Raw genomic sequence first — 18,204 nt, 5'->3', positions numbered from 1 at the left:
ATCCAGCGGTTCAGGCGCCATTCCTCCCGTGTGCGTTCGGTGAGGACCTCCAGCGTGGTGCCGACCAGGATGATCAGGAACAGCACGCGCAGGGGTGTGATGACGAAGATGTTGGTGAGCCGGGCGCCGTCGCTGACCGGGGTGATGTCGCCGTATCCGGTGGTGGAGAGCGTCACGGTCGCGTAGTAGAAGGCGTCGAGCAGGTCGACCGGGCCATCGGCGTTGTCGCGGTAGCCGTCGCGGTCGGCGTAGACGACCAGCGCGGTGGCGACCAGCACGAGCAGGGCCATGAGCAGCCGTTTGACGACCTGGCGGATCGGGCGGTCCACCACTTTCCTCGGGAGTTTCACCCGCTGGGTCACCAGATGCTCGCCCGCCTGGCGGGCGATGGCGTCATGGCCCGGAAGTTTCACGTGAAACACACCTCGATGCCGGCCGCCGCCCACGGCAGGGCGATCAGCTCCGCCTCCTCCCCCTGCGGTGCCCCACCCGGCGGTACGACGGCCAGCGCGTCGGCAGCGGCGACACCGCGGAGCATGGCCGGACCGTTGAAGTGCAGCGGTACGGCAAGGTCGCCGCGCAGCATCACGGGGACGAGCCGGGTGTCGTACGGGTGCCCCTGGACCGCCTCCCTGAGCGGCAGCGCGTACGGCTCCGGGGCGGGGTGGGCGGCGAGGGTGCGCAGCAGCGGCTCGGCGAGCGTGAGGAGGCCGGAGACGGCCGCGAGGGGGTTTCCGGGCAGGCCGACGAGGTGCTGGTTGTCCTTGGTGCGGGCCAGCAGCATGGGGTGGCCGGGGCGCACCTTGACGCCGTCGACGAGGAGTTCGGCGCCGATGCGTTCCAGGACGGGGTGGACGTGGTCGACGGGGCCGCCGGCCGTGCCGCCGGTGGTGATGACGAGGTCGGCCCGGGAGCCGGTGACGGCCCGCTGGAGGGCCTTGGCATCGTCGCCGATCCTGCGCACGGCCAGGACCTCGGCACCGAGCGCGCGCAGCCAGGGCGGCAGCATGGGGCCGAGCGCGTCCCGGATGAGCCCGTCGCGCGGCAGTCCCTCGGTGAGCAGTTCGTCACCGAGCACGAGGACTTCGGCACGCGGGCGCGGTACGGCGGTGACGGTGTCGTATCCGGCCGCCGCGGCCAGTCCCAGGACGGCGGGGGTGACCACGGTGCCGATGGGCAGCAGCTGGTCACCGCTGCGGCATTCCTGGGCGCGCGGGCGGATGTCCTGGCCGTGTGCCATCTCGCGGGTGGCGTGGAGCCGGTCCTGTGCGTCGACGCGGCCGTGTTCGCTGCGCAGGACGGCGGTGGTGTCGGCGGGGATGCGGGCCCCGGTCGCGATGCGGACCGCCTCGCCGTCGCTGAGCGGCTCGGGCTGCGCATGCCCGGCGAGCACTCCCTCGTCCCGTACGTCCCAGGGGCCGGGTCCGGCGACCGCCCAGCCGTCCATCGCGGAGGTGTCGAAGGAGGGCAGATCGGTCAGCGCGTTGAGGGGGGCGGCCAGGGTGAGGCCGAGGGCGTCGGCGAGCGGCACGGTGACGGGGGCGGGGCGGACCCGGGCGCGGGCGGCGCGGGCGGCGGTCTCGCGGGCCTCGGGCCATGGGGTGGCCCGGTGCCGCTCGCTGTGTGCTCCGGGCGCCGGGGCGGGCACCTGGCCCTGGCCCCCGGGGTCGTCCTTGGCTTCCCTCACCAGAGCCAGGGCCTCCTCGACATCGAGGTCGTCGCGGTCCTCGGCGGGCGCTCCGGCCCGCGTTCCGGGGGCGGTCATCCGGCGTCCGGGGCACTCGGGCCCCCGCTGTCGCCTTCGTTGTTCTCCTCTTCCCAGCGCAGCGCGAGCGCGGCCGCCTTGCGCGCGGCCTCGGCGACGGCCTCGGGGCCTCCCTTGCCCTGGGCCGCTGCGTAGCCGACGAGGAAGGTGGTCAGCGGGGCGGCCGGGCGGGCCACGCCGTGCGCGGCGTCGCGGGCCAGGTCGAGCAGGACGCCGGTGTCGACATCCAGGTCGATGCCCAGTTCGTCCTTGACTGCGGAGATCCATTCATCCAACACGTGCCCATGCTCCCTGATGCGTGCCCTGGCGTCGGCGATGTCGTCCCAGGTGTCGCAGTCGAAGGACGCGAGCAGGTCCGGGACACGGGTGAGGCGGAGGGCGCCGGTCAGCCGGCGCAGCGGCAGCCCGGTCAGTCCGTCCGGGCCGGCCGTGAGGCCGGCCAGCTCGCGGCGGAGCGCGGCGGTGCGGTAGGCGGCCACGAGGGGCTGATCGCGGCCGTCGGCGTCGGTGAGCAGCGCGCCGTCGGCTCCGGTGCCGCACAGGGCGGTCAGCAGGCGCCGCAGCGTGTCCGGCTGGAGGAAGGGCAGGTCGGCGGAGAGGACGACGGCGTGTTCGGCGGTGGTGAGCCGCAGGCCTGCGGCCAGCGCGGCGACCGGTCCGCCGCCGGACGGTTCCTCGCGCGCCCAGCGGACGGGCCGCGCGGTGGGCCGCCGGTCGGCCACCACGACGGTCGTCCCCGCGCCGGCGCAGGCCGTGAGGACCCGGTCGAGCAGGGCCCGGCCGCCGACGCGCAGGCCGGGCTTGTCGGCTCCGCCGAGCCGCCGGGCGGCGCCGCCGGCCAGCACGACGGCGTCGTACGGCACCGGCGTCCCGGGGGCGGCGGGGGCGTTGTCGGTCACCCCCCGAGTATGTCCCGAGGGGTGCTGCTCGTGTCTCCCGAGGGGGCCTTCCCCGCGGGTGTCACAGGGTGCGCAGGAGCACCGCCGGGTGTTCCACGCAGTCCGCCACGTAGCGAAGGAAGCCGCCCGCTGTGCCGCCGTCGCACACCCGGTGGTCGAAGGTGAGCGAGAGCTGGACGACCTGGCGGACCGCCAGCTCTCCTTCGTGGACCCACGGCTTGGGGACGATCCGGCCGACGCCGAGCATGGCCGCCTCGGGGTGGTTGATGATCGGTGTGGAGCCGTCGACGCCGAAGACCCCGTAGTTGTTCAGTGTGAAGGTTCCGCCGGTGAGCTCCCCTGGGGTGAGCGTCCCGGTGCGGGCGGCCTCGGTGAGCCGGGCGAACTCGGCGGTCAGCGACTCGGCGTCGCGCGCGTGGGCGTCCCGGACGACCGGTACGACGAGCCCGCGCGCGGTCTGCGCGGCGAACCCGAGGTGGACCTGGTCGAGCTGGACGATCTCGCGGGCTTCGACGTCGACGTAGGAGTTCAGTTCGGGGAACCGGGCGAGCGCGGCCGTGCAGATGCGGGCGAACAGCGCGAGGAGGGAGATCTTCGGCCCTCCCGCGGCGTTCATCGCGGCACGCGCGCCCATGAGTTCGGTCGCGTCGGCGTCGACCCAGCAGGTGGCGTCCGGGATCTCCCGGCGGCTGCGGGAGAGCTTGTCGGCGACGGCACCGCGAACGCCCTTGAGGGGGATGCGGATGCCCGCGGCGCGCGTGGCCGAGGCCGCGGCGGGTGCCGGCGGGGCCACGACGGGACTGTGCGTCGCGGCGGGTGCCCCGGCCGTACGGCTGCCCGGGGCGGCCCCGGCCCGCAGGGCGTCCTCGACATCCGAGCGCAGGATCAGTCCGTCGGGGCCCGAGCCTGCGAGCTGCCGCAGGTCCACACCGCCCTCGCGGGCCAGCCGGCGGACCAGGGGGGAGATCACGGGCACCGGGCCCTCCAGGTGGAGTGCGTGCACGCGCGCGTGGGCCGTCCCGTCGGTCGCCTTACCGGTGGGGTCCGCGGCCTGGTCGGGCCGCGGGTCCGGGCCGGTCTTCGAGGGCGCGCTCGTGTTCCGTGCGCCGCCCGGACCGGTGCTGCCGTTCGCGGTACCCGTCACCACGGGCGTCGGCCGCACCCTCCGGCGCCGGGCCGGCGCGTCGGAGGTGCCGTATCCGACCAGGACGTTGCCGGAGCCCTCCGGCTCGGTGTGCGCGGCCGGTTCACCGACGGCAACCGTCAACAGCGGTGCGCCCACCGGCAGTTCGGTGCCCTCCTCGCCGAAGCGGGCGGTGACGACACCACCGTAGGGGCAGGGCACCTCGACCATCGCCTTGGCCGTCTCCACCTCGACGACCGGCTGGTCGATGGCGACGACGTCACCCACCTGGACCAGCCAGCGGACGATTTCCGCCTCGGTGAGTCCCTCGCCGAGGTCGGGGAGCTTGAACTCCAGCACCTGTGCCATCAGCCCTCGGCCTCCCACTGCAGCCGGGCCACGGCGTCCAGGATGCGGTCGACGCCGGGCAGGTGGTGCCGCTCCAGCATGGGTGGCGGGTAGGGGATGTCGAAGCCGGCCACGCGCAGCACCGGCGCCTCCAGGTGGTGGAAACAGCGCTCGGTGATCCGGGCCGCGATCTCGCCGCCCGGTCCGCCGAACCCGGTGGACTCGTGGACGACGACCGCGCGTCCGGTGCGGCGCACGGCCGCGCAGACCGTCTCGTCGTCGAACGGCACCAGCGAGCGCAGGTCGACCACTTCCAGGTCCCAGCCCTCGGCCTGCGCGGCCTCGGCGGCCTCCAGGCAGACCGGCAGGGAGGGGCCGTAGGTGATCAGTGTGGCGCTGCTGCCGGGGCGGCGCACCATCGCGCGGCCGATGGGCTCGACCTTTGCGGGGTGCTCGGCGTCCCAGGAGTCCTTGGACCAGTACAGCCGCTTGGGCTCCAGGAAGACGACCGGGTCGTCGGAGGCGATGGCCTGGCGCAGCAGGCCGTAGGCGTCGGCGACGGTCGCGGGTGTGACCACGTGCAGGCCCGGGGTGGCCATGTAGTAGGCCTCGGAGGAGTCGCTGTGGTGCTCGACGCCGCCGATTCCGCCGCCGTAGGGGACACGGACGGTGATCGGCAGGGGCATCTTGCCGCGGGTGCGGTTGCGCATCCGGGAGACATGGCTGATGAGCTGCTCGAACGCCGGGTAGGCGAACGCGTCGAACTGCATCTCCACCACCGGGCGCAGGCCGTACATGGCCATGCCGACAGCGGTGCCGAGGATGCCGGCCTCGGCGAGGGGGGTGTCGGTGCAGCGGTCCTCGCCGAACTCCTTGGCGAGGCCGTCGGTGACGCGGAAGACGCCGCCGAGGGTGCCGACGTCCTCGCCCATGACGTGCACGGACGGGTCGGCGGCCATCGCGTCGCGCATCGCGCGGGTGAGGGCCTGCGCCATGGTGGCGGGCTTGACGGCGACGGTGGTCATCGGGCCCCGCCTTCCTGCGTGCCGTGCTGCTCCTGCTCGGCGTCCAGTTCGGCCCTGAGCAGGGCGCGCTGTTCGCGCAGCTGGGCGGTGGTCTCGGCGTAGACGTGGTCGAAGAGGTCCATCGGGTTCAGTTCGGGGTCGCGGTTCATGGCTTCGCGCAGGGAGGCGGCCATCGCCTCGGCGTCCTGCCGGGCGGCCTCGATGCCGGCCTCGTCGATCAGCCCGCGCGTGGTCAGTTCCGCCTCCAGCAGCTCGATCGGATCGTGGGCGCGCCAGGCCTCGACCTCGGCGTCGCCGCGGTAGCGGGTGGCGTCGTCGGCGTTGGTGTGGGCGTCGATCCGGTACGTCACCGCCTCCACCAGGGTCGGGCCGCCGCCGGCGCGCGCGTGCCGTACGGCGTCGCTGAGGACCTCGTGCACGGCCGCGGCGTCGTTGCCGTCGACCAGCCGGCCCGGCATGCCGTATCCGACGGCCTTGTGGGCCAGGGAGGGCGCGGCGGTCTGTTTGGCGAGGGGGACGGAGATCGCGAAGCCGTTGTTCTGGACGAGGAAGACGACCGGCGCCTGCCAGACGGCGGCGAAGTTCAGTGCCTCGTGGAAGTCGCCCTCGCTGGTGCCGCCGTCGCCGACCAGGGCGAGCGCGACCACGTCGTCGCCCTTGAGCCGGGCGGCGTGCGCGAGGCCGACGGCGTGCGGGAGCTGGGTGGCCAGCGGGGTGGAGAGGGGGGCCACGCGGTGGGTGTGGGGGTCGTAGCCGCTGTGCCAGTCGCCGCGCAGCAGGGTGAGGGCCTCGACGGGGTCCACGCCCCGGGCGACGACGGCGAGGGTGTCGCGGTAGCTGGGAAAGAGCCAGTCGCGCTCTTCCAGGGCCAGGGCGGCGGCGACCTCGCAGGCCTCCTGGCCGGTGGTGGAGGGGTAGACGGCGAGGCGGCCCTGCTTGGTGAGCGCGGTGGCCTGCGTGTTGTAGCGGCGGCCGCGCACCAGCTGGGCGTAGAGCCGGCGCAGCAGGTCCGGGTCTGCCTCGGCGGCCGCCTCGGTGCCGAGGACGCGGTAGGGCTCGGCGTCGGGCAGCAGCGGCGCGGGGTCCATACGGGGCTGCCAGGCGGGCGGCGGCGAAGGCCGGTACGCGCCCCGCTGCTCCAGAACCGTCATGACGGCACCTCCTCGTGGGAGCGGCTACGGGAGGCGCGTCGACTCTGATGCGCCTCACCAACCGATTGTTCGGTCGTCGGCACATTTTGGCTACAGCCCCCTCCAGGCTGTGGACAAACGGTTCTCCACAGCCTGGAATGAACGCAGGACGTCCACGCCGAGGGAGCGGGGGGCAATGGCAGCTGAACAAATGGCCGACGGACCGCAGGACGGCGTCCCGCTGCCCCCGCGCCCGCTGGACGCCATCGACCAGGACATCCTGAAGATCCTTCAGGCGGACGGGCGCGCCTCGATACGGTCCGTCGCCGAACGTGTCCACGTCTCGCGCGCCAACGCCTACGCGCGGATCAACCGGCTCGTCGAGGACGGAGTCATCCGGGGCTTCAGCGCGCGTGTGGACCACGAGCGGGCGGGGCACGGCACCTCGGCGTACGTCACGCTGAAAATCGTCCAGAACACCTGGCGCACGGTCCGCGAGCAGCTCAGACAGTTGCCCGGCGCCTCCCACATCGCGCTGGTGGGCGGCGACTTCGACGTGCTGCTGCTGGTGCACACGCCCGACAACCGGGCGCTGCGCGAGCTGGTGCTCACCCGGCTCCAGGCGATCCCCGAGGTGCTCAGCACGCGCACGCTGCTGGTGTTCGAGGAGGACGACCTGGAGCCGGAGGCCTGAGCTGAGGAGTGCCCGAGGCGCGACCGGGGGGTGCCTGAGACGTGGCGAAGGGAGTGCCGGAGGCACGGCCCGAAGGTGCGCCGCAGGCGTGAACCGGGGAAGTGCCGCGGGCCCGGTCGAGGGCGTGCCCGCGGCCTGGGGTCAGCTCTGCTTGAGGCCCGCGAAGACGAGCTGGACCACCGCGTCGGCCACCTCGCGCTCGCCGGCGCCCCGCGGGTCCGGCCGGTACCACTCCACGATCGAGTTGATCATTCCGAAGACCAGCCGGGTGGCCAGGCGGACCTCGACGTCACCGCGGACGTCCCCGTCGGCCGCCGCGGCCTTCAGCAGTTCCGCGACCCGGTGGTCGAAGTCGCGCCGCCGCTCCAGCGCCCACCGCTCGGTCTCGGTGTTGCCGCGCACACGCAGCAGCAGCGTCACGTACGGCAGCTCGCCTATGAGCACCTCGACCATGCGCCGCACGACGTACTCCAGCCGGTCGACGGACCGCCCCACGCACGCGTGCTCCTCGTCCAGGATGGCGAACAGACCGTCCAGGGCCCGGCTGACCGCCCGGCGCAGCAGCTCCTCCTTGCCGCTGACGTGGTGGTAGATCGACGACTTGGAGATGCCGGCCGCCTTGGACAGGTGCTCCATGGAGGTGCCGTCGTAGCCGCGCTCGTTGAAGACCCGCACGGCCACGGAGAGCAGTGTCTCGGGCGTGTACGTGTCACGCTTGGCCGTGGTCATGAGGTGCCCTCCCGCCTGTCCTCGACGGCGTACGCGTGGCGGTAGAGCGCGAGGGAGGGCGCGTAGCGTCCGGAGGGGTCGCGCTCGTGCATCTCGTCCAGGACGTCGAAGGCGAACTCGCGGCCGAGCCTGCGGTCCCACTCGAACGGGCCGACGGGGTAGTTCACGCCGAGACGCATGGCCGTGTCGATGTCCTCCTCGGTGGCCACGCCCTTGGCGACGGCGTCGTGGGCGAGGTCGATGATCCGGGCGACCGTACGCGCGACGATCATGCCGGGGACGTCGCCGATGACGCTGACGTCCTTGCCGAGGGCCTGGAAGAGGCCGGTGGCCTCGGCGAGGGTCCGCGGTGAGGTGTCGGGGGAGGCGGACAGCGCCACGCGGGTGGCCGTGCGGTAGTCCAGGGCGAGGTCGAAGTAGACGACGTCCCGGAACTCCACGCCGGTCTGCCCGTCGGCGAGGACCAGCTGGCCACCGCTCGGCAGCACCAGGCGGGTGCCGTTGTCCTCGTCCTCCTCGCGGACCTGGATGCCCGCCTCGCGGATCAGCGTGAGCAGCTCGGCCGCGGGGCCCAGGCCGCCTTCGGCGACGACGTACGCGGGCGGTTGCTCCTTGTCGGCGGTGTGCGGCTCGGGCCGCTCCGCGCCTTCGGCGTGGTCGTACCAGCCGTGCCCGGTCTTGCGGCCGAGGCGGCCGGACTCCACCAGCCGGCGCTGGGCCAGGGACGGGGTGAAGCGCACGTCCTGGAAGAAGGACTGCCACACGGAGTGGGTCACGGACTCGTTGACGTCCTGGCCGATCAGGTCGGTCAGTTCGAAGGCGCCCATCCGGAAGCCGCCGGACTCGCGCAGGATCGCGTCGATGGTGGCCGGGTCGGCGGCCTGGGCCTCGTGGACCGCGAAGGCCTCGGCGTAGAACGGGCGGGCGATCCGGTTGACGATGAAACCCGGGGTGTCGGCGCAGGCCACCGGGGTCTTGCCCCAGGAGCGGGCGGTCTCGTACGCGCGTGTGGCCGACGTGACGTCGGTGGCGAACCCGGAGACGACCTCGACCAGCGGCATGAGCGGTGCCGGGTTGAAGAAGTGCAGGCCCACGAGGCGGCCGGGATGGCGCAGGGGGCCGCCGATGGCCGTCACCGACAGCGAGGAGGTGTTGGTGGCGAGCAGGCAGTCGTCGGCGACGATGTCCTCCAGCGCGCCGAAGAGCTCTTGTTTGACGTCCAGCCGCTCCAGGACGGCCTCGACGACGAGTCCGCAGTCCGCCAGTTCGATGAGGCTCTCCACGGGCTGCAGGCGGGCGCGCGCGGCGTCCCGGTCGGCGCCGGGGAGCTTTCCCTTCTCCACGAGCCGGTCGAGGCGGGCGCCGATCGCTGCGGCCGCGTCCCGGGCGCGCCCGGCGGCTGCGTCGTACAGCCGCACGGGGTGGCCGGCGACCAGCGCGACCTGGGCGATGCCCTGGCCCATGGTGCCGGTGCCGACGACGGCCACGGGGCTGCTGAGGTCGAGTGCTGTCATGTGCGCGATCCTCCCGCACGACGTTTTCCACAGATGCGCCGGACCCCCTTGTCCCGACCGATCGTTCGGTTACTCTAGCTCTGACCGGCCGTCCCTGCCCATGTTTCTGCCCAGGTCAATGAACTCGACGAAGAGTTCTCCAGACGAGGAGTTGGTCCCGTATGGCCGCCGAACTGACCACGCACGAGCTGATCGCGAAGCACCGGCCCACCCTGGACCAGGCGCTGGAAGCGATCCGTACGCGCGCGTACTGGTCCCCGCATCCCGAGCACCCGAAGGCCTACGGCGAGAACGGCAGCCTGGACGCGGCGGCGGGCAAGGCGGCCTTCGACGCCCTGCTGGGCAACCGCCTCGACCTCGGCCAGCCCGGCACGGACGACTGGGTGGGCGGCGAGGTCTCGCCGTACGGCATCGAGCTGGGCGTGACCTACCCGCACGCGGACATCGACGCCCTGCTGCCCGCGATGAAGGCCGGGCAGCCGGCCTGGCGGGACGCGGGCCCCGAGATGCGGGCCGTGGTCTGTGTGGAGATCCTCAAGCGGATCAGCGACCGCACGCACGAGTTCGCGCACGCGGTCATGCACACCTCCGGCCAGGCCTTCATGATGGCGTTCCAGGCGGGCGGCCCGCACGCCCAGGACCGCGGTCTGGAGGCGGTGGCGTACGCCTACGCGGAGCAGATCCGCACGCCCGGGACGGCCGAGTGGACCAAGCCCCAGGGCAAGCGCGACCCGCTGGCCCTCACCAAGCAGTTCACACCGGTCCCGCGCGGCCTCGCCCTGGTCATCGGCTGCAACACCTTCCCGACCTGGAACGGCTACCCGGGCCTGTTCGCCTCCCTGGCGACCGGCAACGCCGTCCTGGTCAAGCCGCACCCGCGCGCGGTGCTGCCGCTCGCGCTCACCGTGCAGGTGGCCCGGGATGTGCTCGCCGAGGCCGGCTTCGACCCGAACCTGGTCGCGCTGGCCGCCGAGCGCCCCGGCGAGGGCATCGCCAAGACCCTCGCCGTCCGCCCCGAGATCCGGATCATCGACTACACGGGGTCGACGTCCTTCGGTGACTGGCTGGAGGCCAACGCCCGCCAGGCGCAGGTCTACACCGAGAAGGCCGGCGTCAACACCGTGATCGTGCACTCCACGGACGACTACAAGGGCATGCTGTCCAACCTGGCGTTCTCCCTGTCCCTGTACAGCGGCCAGATGTGCACCACCCCGCAGAACCTGCTGATCCCCCGGGACGGCATCCGGACCGAGCAGGGCGCCAAGACCTTCGACGAGGTCACCGCCGACATCGCCCGCGCGGTCGACGGCCTCCTCGGCGACGACGCGCGCGCGAACGCGCTGCTGGGCGCCATCGTCAACCCCGACGTCAAGGCCCGCCTGGAAGCCGCCGCCGGCCTCGGTGAAGTCGCCCTCGCCTCCCGGGAGATCACTAACCCGGAGTTCCCGGACGCGGTGGTCCGCACCCCCGTGCTCGTCAAGCTGGACGGCGCCAAGCCCGACGACGAGGCCGCCTACATGAGCGAGTGCTTCGGGCCGGTCTCCTTCGCCGTCGCCGTCGACTCGGTGACCGACGCGGTGGAGCTGCTGCGCCGCACGGTCCGCGAGAAGGGCGCGATGACGGTCGGCGCCTACACCACCGACAGCGAGGTCGAGCAGGCCGTCGAGGAGGTGTGCCTGGAGGAGGCGGCCCAGCTGTCGCTCAACCTGACCGGCGGGGTGTACGTGAACCAGACGGCGGCCTTCTCCGACTTCCACGGCTCGGGCGGCAACCCCGCGGCGAACGCCGCACTGTGCGACGGCGCGTTCGTGGCGAACCGGTTCCGGGTGGTGGAGGTCCGCCGGGAGGTCTGAGCCCTCTCAGTCCGCGGCGGGTGCGCCCCCGGCCGCGCTCCAGTGGTACAGCGTCATCGCCACGCTGGTGGCGAGGTTGTAACTGGAGACCTGGGGGCGCATCGGCAGGGCCAGCAGATGGTCGGCACGCGCGCGCAGCTCGGCCGACAGGCCGCTGCGCTCGGAGCCGAACGCCAGCACGGCGTCGTCGGGCAGCTCGGTGCCGCGGATGTCCGCGCCCTCCGGGTCGAGCGCGAACAGCGGCCCGGCCGGCAGTTCGTCGACGCCGAGGTGTTCCACCGCGGTCGCGAAGTGCAGGCCGGCACCGCCGCGCACCACCGTGGGATGCCAGGGGTCGAGCGTGCCCGTGGTGACCACTCCGGTCGCCCCGAAACCGGCGGCCAGCCGGATCACGGCACCGGCGTTGCCCAGGTTGCGGGGGTTGTCCAGGACCACGACCGGGGCGGTTCGGGGGGTGCGGGCCAGCGCACGCAGGTTGGCCTCGCGTGACGGCCGTACGGCGAGCGCGGCCACACCGGTCGGGTGGGGCCGCGGGACGAGGGAGGCGTAGGTCTCCGCGGACACCTGCGTGAGCAGCGCGTCCAGTGCGTCCCGTACGTCTTCGGCCAGTTCCTCGGCGAGGGCGAGCGCTGCCCGCCGGTCGGTGGCGACCGCCACCGGGACCTCGGCCCCGAAGCGCAGCGCGTGCTTGAGGGCGTGGAAGCCGTCGAGCAGCACGGCGGCACCGGCGTGCTCGCGCCAGCGGCTCATCGGGTCGGTCATGCGGTGAACCCTACGCGGCCCTCCGCGCTCTCCTCGGGCGTGCGGGGCTTGCCTTCGGGCCTGTGACCGGGCTCGTCTTCGGGGGAGCGGGGCGCGGGCACCGTGCGGTCACCGCGCCGGGCGATCCGCCCACGCGCGCCCGCCACCAGCGCGCCCAGCCGGCGCAGGAACGAGGTCGGCAGGAAGACCGCGTCGGCGGTGATCATCGCCAGCGAGAAGAACGGCAGGCCGAGCACGACCGCGATCACCGCGTGCTCGAGCATCATCACGACCAGCAGGACGTTCTTGACCCGCCGGTTGAACAGGGTGAACGGGAAGGCGACCTGCACCATGACCGTCCCGTAGGCGGCGACCATCATGATCGTGCCGCTGGAGGACATCAGGTCGGCCAGCCCGGGCCAGGGCGAGAAGTAGTCCAGGTGGAGGGGGTAGTAGACGGCGGTGCCGTCCTGCCAGCGCGAGCCCTGGATCTTGTACCAGCCGGCCGTCGCGTAGATCAGACAGGCCTCGGCCATGATCACGAACAGGGCGCCGTTGTGCACGACGTTGGCGATGACGTCCAGCAGGATCCGCGGCTCCCGGGACTTCACCCAGCGGCCGACGGACCACCACAGTCCCAGCACCGCCCAGGTCGTCCACAGCAGCGCGGGGATCAGCCAGCCGTTGTCGAACCGGCCGGTGCACGTCGCCAGGACCAGCGTCAGGCCGGACACCGCCCACAGCGACGGCCCCACCCGGTCGGCGGAATCGCGCTCACCACGCGCGCGTGCCGCCTCCGCGTGCGCCGCCCGCCGCGCGTCCAGCGACCACACCTGTCCGCACCGTGTGAACACGAGGTACAAGGACATCAGGTGCAGGACGTTGTCGCCGCCGTCGCCGACGAAGACGCTGCGGTTCTGCAGCGACAGCACGCCGACCATGAACAGCACGGACGCCGTACGGGTGCGCCAGCCGAGCAGCAGCGCCGCACTGGCGAGGATCGCCAGCGCGTAGAAGCACTCGAACCACAGCTGCCCGTCGGACCACAGCAGGACCGTGAAGGCGTGGTTGTCGGCGGTCAGCTCCTTGGCGAGGTTCCAGCCCCACGGTCCGGCCGGACCGTACAGCTCCTGGCGGTGGGGGAACTCGCGCAGCAGGAACAGCAGCCAGGTCCCGGCGAACCCGATGCGGACCACGGCGCTCTGGTACGGCCCCAGGGCCGCACCGGTGACGCGGGCGATCCCGCGCGAGAGGGGCAGGGAGAACCCGTTCACCGCACACCTCCGGCTGCCTCGTCGGCGGTCACCGTCCACCAGGGCATCACCCGGTAGACCGGCTTGTCGGACACCCGCTCGCGGCTCCAGGCGGGCGGCTGCACATTGGTGGTGCTGGCACGGACCTGAACCCGCCGGATGACGCCGTCCCGGCTGATCGGATCGGTCCGGTACAGGCGCATCACCACGATCCGGCTCACGTACTGCTCGGAGAGGGAACCGCGCATGCCGACGGGACGGTTGTCGGCGGTGTGCGTCGCGACGAAGAAGTCCCAGGCGCGGCGCAGCTCGTTCTGCTGGGTGTGGCTGGGCACCAGGTTCCCGTCGATGGCGGCGCCGTCCTGGGCGGACAGGTCCCTCCAGCCGGTGGTGCGCAGGGTGCCGTCCTTCATGCGCACCTCGGCCCGCACCTGGACGGCGATGTTCTGCTGCAGCGGATTCGGGGCGAACAGCTTCCAGTTCTGCTCGAACTCCGGGTACACCCACTGCTCGACGGCCCTTCCGTGCTGCTTGGTCACCGTGTTCGCCGGGGCGAGGCTGAGGAACACCATCAGGAGATGCACACAGGCGGCGACGCCCACCACCGCCAGCGCCAGCGCGGCGGCGACCTGGTAGCGGGGGGAGAGGGCGGCTACGCCGGTGCGGGGGGCGGGGTGCGGCGCGGCGGCCTCGGCCGGGCCGGCCTGCGGTGCGCAGGCGCCCGGCGCGGCCTGCCGGCCTCCCGGCGCGCTGTCCGCACCCGGGGCCGGCTGGGCCGGCTGGGCCGGCTGGGCCGGCTGGGCCGGCTGGGCCGGCTGGGCCGGCTGGGCCGGCTGGGCCGGCTGGGCCGGCTGCCCAGCGTCCGCGTCACGGGAGTCCTCGCCCGCCGCCGAACCCTCACGGCCGGCCGCATCCGCCGTCGCCCGCGTATCCGCGCTCACGGGCGCATCCACAGCCGGCGCACCCGCCGTGGGGTCCTTGTCGACCGGGGCGCCCTCCGGGAGACGCGCCCCCGCCGGCCCGCCGGCGCCGGGTCGCGCCTCCGGGTCCTCGTCGTACGCGTCCATTCCGCCCCGTCCCCCGTTTCGGCTCAGTCGTTCGGCTCAGCAGTCGAGCTCCGTGATGCTGCGCCCGCCACGAGCGCCCCATGATTCACGTACGCCGCTCTCGGCGTCCGCACGGAACGGTACTCAGCCCCGGCCGCCGGGCGCAGCCCCGGGTACGGGCAGGTGCCGTGGTCCTTGCCACGCGGTACGGCTCCGGCACCGGCCATACCCGCCTTTCGACCCCCTTGTCCACAGGCCGCCTGGCGGAGTTTTCCACAGCGGTTGACACCCCACCGCGCCCGGCACACCATTGATGCGCACGGACCGAACGATCGGTCGGGAAAGGTTCACCGAAGAGCCCGAGGTCAGGGGGACCGCATGGCCACAGCAGCCGCGCAGCGCACGGCCCGCACCGCGGACAGCGCACCGGACACCGTCGACACGGCGGCCTACCAGCACGCCTTCGACGCGGCCGTGGCCGCCGACGAACGCATCGAGCCCCGCGACTGGATGCCCGACGCCTACCGCGCGACGCTGGTCCGGCAGATCGCCCAGCACGCCCACTCCGAGATCATCGGCATGCAGCCCGAGGCCAACTGGATCACTCGCGCGCCCTCCCTGCGCCGCAAGGCGATCCTGATGGCCAAGGTCCAGGACGAGGCCGGCCACGGCCTGTACCTGTACAGCGCGGCCGAAACCCTCGGCACCAGCCGCGACGAGCTGCTCGACAAGCTGCACAGCGGCCGCCAGAAGTACTCCTCGATCTTCAACTACCCGACGCTGACCTGGGCCGACGTCGGCGCGATCGGCTGGCTGGTCGACGGCGCCGCGATCACCAACCAGGTACCGCTGTGCCGCTGCTCCTACGGCCCTTACGCCCGGGCGATGGTGCGGGTCTGCAAGGAGGAGTCCTTCCACCAGCGCCAGGGCTACGAACTGCTGCTGGCCCTGAGCAAGGGCACCCCGCAGCAGCACGCGATGGCACAGGACGCCGTCGACCGCTGGTGGTGGCCCTCCCTGATGATGTTCGGCCCGCCCGACGACGAGTCCCAGCACTCGGCACAGTCCATGGAGTGGAAGATCAAGCGCCACTCCAACGACGAACTGCGCCAGCGCTTCGTCGACATCTGCGTCCCCCAGGCCGAGTCCCTCGGCCTCACCCTCCCGGACCCCGACCTGCGGTGGAACGAGGAGAGCGGACACCACGAATTCGGCCCGATCGACTGGACCGAGTTCTGGGACGTCCTCAAGGGCAACGGCCCCTGCAACGAACAGCGGATCACCCAGCGCCGCCGCGCCCACACCGAGGGCGCATGGGTGCGGGAAGCGGCCGCCGCCTACGCGGCCAAACACACCGGTGGCACGGACGGCACCGGTGAGGCAGGACACGAGACAGGAGCGGAGCGAGCATGAGCACCACCGACTGGCCCCTGTGGGAGGTCTTCGTGCGCTCCCGGCGCGGCCTCTCCCACACCCACGCCGGCAGCCTGCACGCCCCCGACGCGGAGCTGGCCCTGCGCAACGCCCGCGATCTGTACACCCGCCGCGGCGAAGGCGTGTCGATCTGGGTCGTCCCGGCCGCCGCGATCACCGCGTCCTCGCCGGACGAGAAGGACCCCTTCTTCGAACCGGCCGCCGACAAGCCCTACCGGCACCCGACCTTCTACGAGATCCCGGAAGGGGTGAAGCACCTGTGACCGCCACCGGCCCCGCCACCGTCCCGGTGACCGCCGCGCTCGCCCTCGGCGACGACGCCCTGGTGCTCTCCCACCGGCTGGGCGAGTGGGCCGGGCACGCCCCCGTCCTGGAAGAGGAGGTCGCCCTCGCCAACATCGCCCTCGACCTGCTCGGGCAGGCCCGGATACTGCTGTCCCTGGCCGGCGACGAGGACGAACTGGCCTACCTGCGCGAAGAGCGGGCCTTCCGCAACCTCCAGCTGGTCGAACAGCCGAACGGCGACTTCGCCCACACGATCGCCCGCCAGCTCTACTTCTCCACCTACCAGCAGCTGCTCTACGCCGAACTGGCCGGAGGCGACGGCCCGTTCGCGCCCCTCGCCGCGAAAGCGGTCAAGGAGGTCGCCTACCACCGCGACCACGCCGAGCAGTGGACGCTCCGCCTCGGCGACGGCACGCAGACCAGCCACGAGCGGATGCGCAGCGCCTGCGAGGCACTGTGGAAGTTCACCGGGGAGATGTTCCAGCCGGTGGAAGGACTCGACGCCGACTGGACACGCCTGGAGGCGCACTGGCAGGAGTCCGTCACAGACGTCCTCGGCCGCGCCACCCTCCCCCTCCCCGAGGGCGCCCGCACCGGCGCCTGGTCGGCCGGCGCGGGTCGACAGGGCCTGCACACCGAACCGTTCGGACGGATGCTCGCCGAGATGCAGCACCTGCACCGCAGCCACCCGGGGGCGTCATGGTGACCGCCACCGCCCTGGAGAAGGAACTGCTGGAGCTGGCCGGCTCGGTGCCCGACCCCGAGCTGCCGGTGCTCACACTCCAGGAGCTGGGCGTGGTGCGCGCGGCACGTCTGCACGGCAGGGACACCGTCGAGGTCGACCTCACCCCCACCTACACCGGCTGCCCCGCCATCGAGGCGATGAGCGTGGACATCGAACGGGTACTGCGCGCCCACGGCATGCGCCAGGTCACGGTCCGCACGGTGCTCACGCCTGCCTGGACGACCGACGACATCACGCCCGAAGGGCGACGCAAACTGCGGGAGTTCGGCATCGCTCCCCCGCGCGTCCGCAGCGCCTCCGGCCCGGTTCCGCTGACCCTCGGCCCGACGCACACGCACACGCACACGCACACGCACACGACGGAGACCGAACCGGTCCGCTGCCCGCACTGCGGCTCGCCCGACACCGAGCTGCTGAGCAGGTTCTCCTCCACCGCGTGCAAGGCCCTGCGCCGCTGCCTCGCCTGCCGTGAACCGTTCGACCACTTCAAGGAGTTGTGATGGCGCGCTTCCACCCGCTCCCGGTGGCCGCGGTCGACCGGATCACCGATGACTCCGTCGCCCTCACCTTCACCGTCCCGCCCGGACTGCGCGAGGAGTACCGGCACACGGCCGGCCAGCACCTGGCACTGCGCCGACACGTCGACGGCACCGAGGTCCGTCGCACGTACTCGATCTGCTCCCCCGCACCCGACCCGGCCGGCGCCGGCCCGGACACGCTGAGAGTGGGCGTGCGGCTGGTGGAAGGAGGGGCCTTCTCCCCCTACGCGCTGAAGGAGATCAACGCCGGCGACGAGCTGGAGGTGATGACCCCGGCCGGCCGCTTCACCCTGGAACCGGCGCCGGGACTGTACGCGGCGGTCGTCGGCGGCAGCGGCATCACCCCGGTGCTGTCCATCGTCGCCACCCTGCTGGCCCGCGAACCGGCGGCCCGGTTCTGCCTGATACGCAGCGACCGCACGGCCGCCTCGACGATGTTCCTGGAGGAGGTCGCCGACCTGAAGGACCGCTACCCCGAGCGGCTTCAGCTGGTGACGGTGCTCTCCCGCGAGGAACAGCAGGCGGGCCTGCCGTCCGGCCGGCTCGACCGTGAGCGGATCGCCGGGCTGCTGCCCGCGCTGCTGCCGGTCGGTGAGGTGGCGGGCTGGTTCCTGTGCGGGCCGTACGGACTGGTGCAGGGCGCGGAGAAGGCGCTGCGCGAGCTCGGCGTGGACCGGTCCCGCATCCACCAGGAGATCTTCCACGTGGACGCGGGCTCGGCGCCGGCCGCCACCACACGGACACCCGCGCACAGCACGGTGACCGCCCGGCTCGACGGACGCGGCGGCACCTGGCCGGTGCGGGAGAGCGAGTCCCTGCTGGAGACGGTCCTGCGCAACCGCCCCGACGCGCCCTACGCCTGCAAGGGCGGAGTGTGCGGGACGTGCCGCGCCTTCCTGGTCTCCGGCGAGGTCCGCATGGACCGCAATTTCGCCCTGGAGGCGGAGGAGACGGAAGCCGGATATGTACTGGCCTGCCAGTCGCATCCGCTGACGGAGCAGGTGGAGCTGGACTTCGACCGCTGAGGCCTGCACGGGGCCGCCTCGGCATGGGGCGGGGAGGGGCCGGGGGCGGGTGGGGG

Annotated in this window: 17 protein-coding genes and 1 pseudogene; 7 read left to right on the top strand and 11 right to left on the bottom strand. The window is 72.8% G+C overall.

Annotated features, from left to right (window positions below):
* Positions 1 to 2: 2 nt before the first annotated feature.
* The 6 genes and pseudogenes from IO33_RS0135135 to pdhA all read right to left on the bottom strand — a co-directional run.
* Positions 3 to 413, bottom strand: a pseudogene (locus tag IO33_RS0135135) (potassium channel family protein); the annotation flags it as partial.
* Entirely contained in the window at positions 410 to 1,765 is a 1,356-nt protein-coding gene (locus IO33_RS0135130; RefSeq protein WP_031172662.1) for a molybdopterin molybdotransferase MoeA, read from the bottom strand. The pseudogene IO33_RS0135135 and the gene IO33_RS0135130, both read right to left, overlap by 4 nt.
* A complete protein-coding gene (locus IO33_RS0135125; RefSeq protein WP_031172660.1) occupies positions 1,762 to 2,664 on the bottom strand; it encodes an NTP transferase domain-containing protein in 903 nt (300 codons plus the stop codon). The genes IO33_RS0135130 and IO33_RS0135125 overlap by 4 nt, the downstream gene beginning before the upstream one ends.
* A gap of 61 nt (positions 2,665 to 2,725) precedes the next feature.
* The gene (locus IO33_RS0135120) at positions 2,726 to 4,156 is read right to left on the bottom strand and encodes a dihydrolipoamide acetyltransferase family protein (protein WP_031172658.1); all 1,431 of its coding nucleotides are present in this window, start codon (positions 4,154 to 4,156) and stop codon (positions 2,726 to 2,728) included.
* Positions 4,156 to 5,160 (bottom strand): alpha-ketoacid dehydrogenase subunit beta, encoded by a 1,005-nt coding sequence (locus IO33_RS0135115; RefSeq protein WP_031172656.1) that lies wholly within the window; start codon positions 5,158 to 5,160, stop codon positions 4,156 to 4,158. The genes IO33_RS0135120 and IO33_RS0135115 overlap by 1 nt, the downstream gene beginning before the upstream one ends.
* Positions 5,157 to 6,311, bottom strand: coding sequence for a pyruvate dehydrogenase (acetyl-transferring) E1 component subunit alpha (pdhA, locus tag IO33_RS0135110; protein WP_031172654.1), 1,155 nt, complete (start codon positions 6,309 to 6,311; stop codon positions 5,157 to 5,159). Before pdhA ends, IO33_RS0135115 begins: the two co-directional genes overlap by 4 nt.
* 175 nt (positions 6,312 to 6,486) lie before the next feature.
* Here pdhA and IO33_RS0135105 point away from each other — a divergent pair, with 175 nt between their 5' ends.
* Positions 6,487 to 6,984, top strand: a complete 498-nt coding sequence (locus tag IO33_RS0135105; RefSeq protein ID WP_390987408.1) for an Lrp/AsnC family transcriptional regulator — start codon at positions 6,487 to 6,489, stop codon at positions 6,982 to 6,984.
* A gap of 141 nt (positions 6,985 to 7,125) precedes the next feature.
* Here the strand turns inward: IO33_RS0135105 and IO33_RS0135100 are convergent, their stop codons facing one another.
* Complete coding sequence (locus tag IO33_RS0135100) at positions 7,126 to 7,713, bottom strand: TetR/AcrR family transcriptional regulator (protein ID WP_031172651.1); 588 nt, start codon at positions 7,711 to 7,713, stop codon at positions 7,126 to 7,128.
* Positions 7,710 to 9,227: a 3-hydroxyacyl-CoA dehydrogenase gene (locus IO33_RS0135095; RefSeq protein ID WP_031172650.1), complete on the bottom strand. Its 1,518-nt coding sequence runs from the start codon at positions 9,225 to 9,227 to the stop codon at positions 7,710 to 7,712. The genes IO33_RS0135100 and IO33_RS0135095 overlap by 4 nt, the downstream gene beginning before the upstream one ends.
* Positions 9,228 to 9,388: 161 nt before the next feature.
* Here IO33_RS0135095 and paaN point away from each other — a divergent pair, with 161 nt between their 5' ends.
* Positions 9,389 to 11,080 (top strand): phenylacetic acid degradation protein PaaN, encoded by a 1,692-nt coding sequence (gene paaN / locus IO33_RS0135090; RefSeq protein ID WP_031172648.1) that lies wholly within the window; start codon positions 9,389 to 9,391, stop codon positions 11,078 to 11,080.
* Between the two features lie 6 nt (positions 11,081 to 11,086).
* On the opposite strand, the gene IO33_RS0135085 is transcribed toward paaN, so the two are convergent.
* From IO33_RS0135085 to IO33_RS0135075, 3 genes are read right to left on the bottom strand one after another with little or no spacing between them, the layout of a single operon-like run.
* On the bottom strand, positions 11,087 to 11,842 hold the full coding sequence (locus IO33_RS0135085) for a TrmH family RNA methyltransferase (protein ID WP_031172646.1): 756 nt from the start codon (positions 11,840 to 11,842) through the stop codon (positions 11,087 to 11,089).
* A complete protein-coding gene (locus IO33_RS0135080; protein ID WP_037686770.1) occupies positions 11,839 to 13,095 on the bottom strand; it encodes an HTTM domain-containing protein in 1,257 nt (418 codons plus the stop codon). Before IO33_RS0135080 ends, IO33_RS0135085 begins: the two co-directional genes overlap by 4 nt.
* On the bottom strand, positions 13,092 to 14,141 hold the full coding sequence (locus tag IO33_RS0135075; RefSeq protein WP_031172642.1) for a DUF5819 family protein: 1,050 nt from the start codon (positions 14,139 to 14,141) through the stop codon (positions 13,092 to 13,094). Before IO33_RS0135075 ends, IO33_RS0135080 begins: the two co-directional genes overlap by 4 nt.
* A 357-nt stretch (positions 14,142 to 14,498) precedes the next feature.
* Between IO33_RS0135075 and paaA the strand changes: the two genes are divergently transcribed.
* The 5 genes from paaA to IO33_RS0135050 are packed head-to-tail and all read left to right on the top strand — an operon-like array spanning position 14,499 to position 18,148.
* Positions 14,499 to 15,533: a 1,2-phenylacetyl-CoA epoxidase subunit PaaA gene (gene paaA / locus IO33_RS0135070; RefSeq protein ID WP_031172640.1), complete on the top strand. Its 1,035-nt coding sequence runs from the start codon at positions 14,499 to 14,501 to the stop codon at positions 15,531 to 15,533.
* Positions 15,530 to 15,817 carry a 1,2-phenylacetyl-CoA epoxidase subunit PaaB gene (gene paaB / locus IO33_RS0135065; protein WP_014673816.1) on the top strand — a complete coding sequence of 96 codons (288 nt, stop codon included), beginning with the start codon at positions 15,530 to 15,532 and terminating at the stop codon, positions 15,815 to 15,817. Before paaA ends, paaB begins: the two co-directional genes overlap by 4 nt.
* Positions 15,814 to 16,545 carry a 1,2-phenylacetyl-CoA epoxidase subunit PaaC gene (gene paaC, locus IO33_RS0135060; protein WP_078964018.1) on the top strand — a complete coding sequence of 244 codons (732 nt, stop codon included), beginning with the start codon at positions 15,814 to 15,816 and terminating at the stop codon, positions 16,543 to 16,545. The genes paaB and paaC overlap by 4 nt, the downstream gene beginning before the upstream one ends.
* Positions 16,539 to 17,084 (top strand): 1,2-phenylacetyl-CoA epoxidase subunit PaaD, encoded by a 546-nt coding sequence (paaD, locus tag IO33_RS0135055; RefSeq protein WP_031172636.1) that lies wholly within the window; start codon positions 16,539 to 16,541, stop codon positions 17,082 to 17,084. Before paaC ends, paaD begins: the two co-directional genes overlap by 7 nt.
* Positions 17,084 to 18,148, top strand: a complete 1,065-nt coding sequence (locus IO33_RS0135050; protein ID WP_031172634.1) for a 2Fe-2S iron-sulfur cluster-binding protein — start codon at positions 17,084 to 17,086, stop codon at positions 18,146 to 18,148. Before paaD ends, IO33_RS0135050 begins: the two co-directional genes overlap by 1 nt.
* Positions 18,149 to 18,204 lie beyond the last annotated feature (56 nt).

Origin of the sequence: Streptomyces durhamensis, from assembly GCF_000725475.1 — a bacterium.
In the GTDB taxonomy this organism is placed as follows: Bacteria; Actinomycetota; Actinomycetes; order Streptomycetales; family Streptomycetaceae; genus Streptomyces; species Streptomyces filipinensis.
This window is presented reverse-complemented; position numbering and strand designations above follow the sequence as displayed.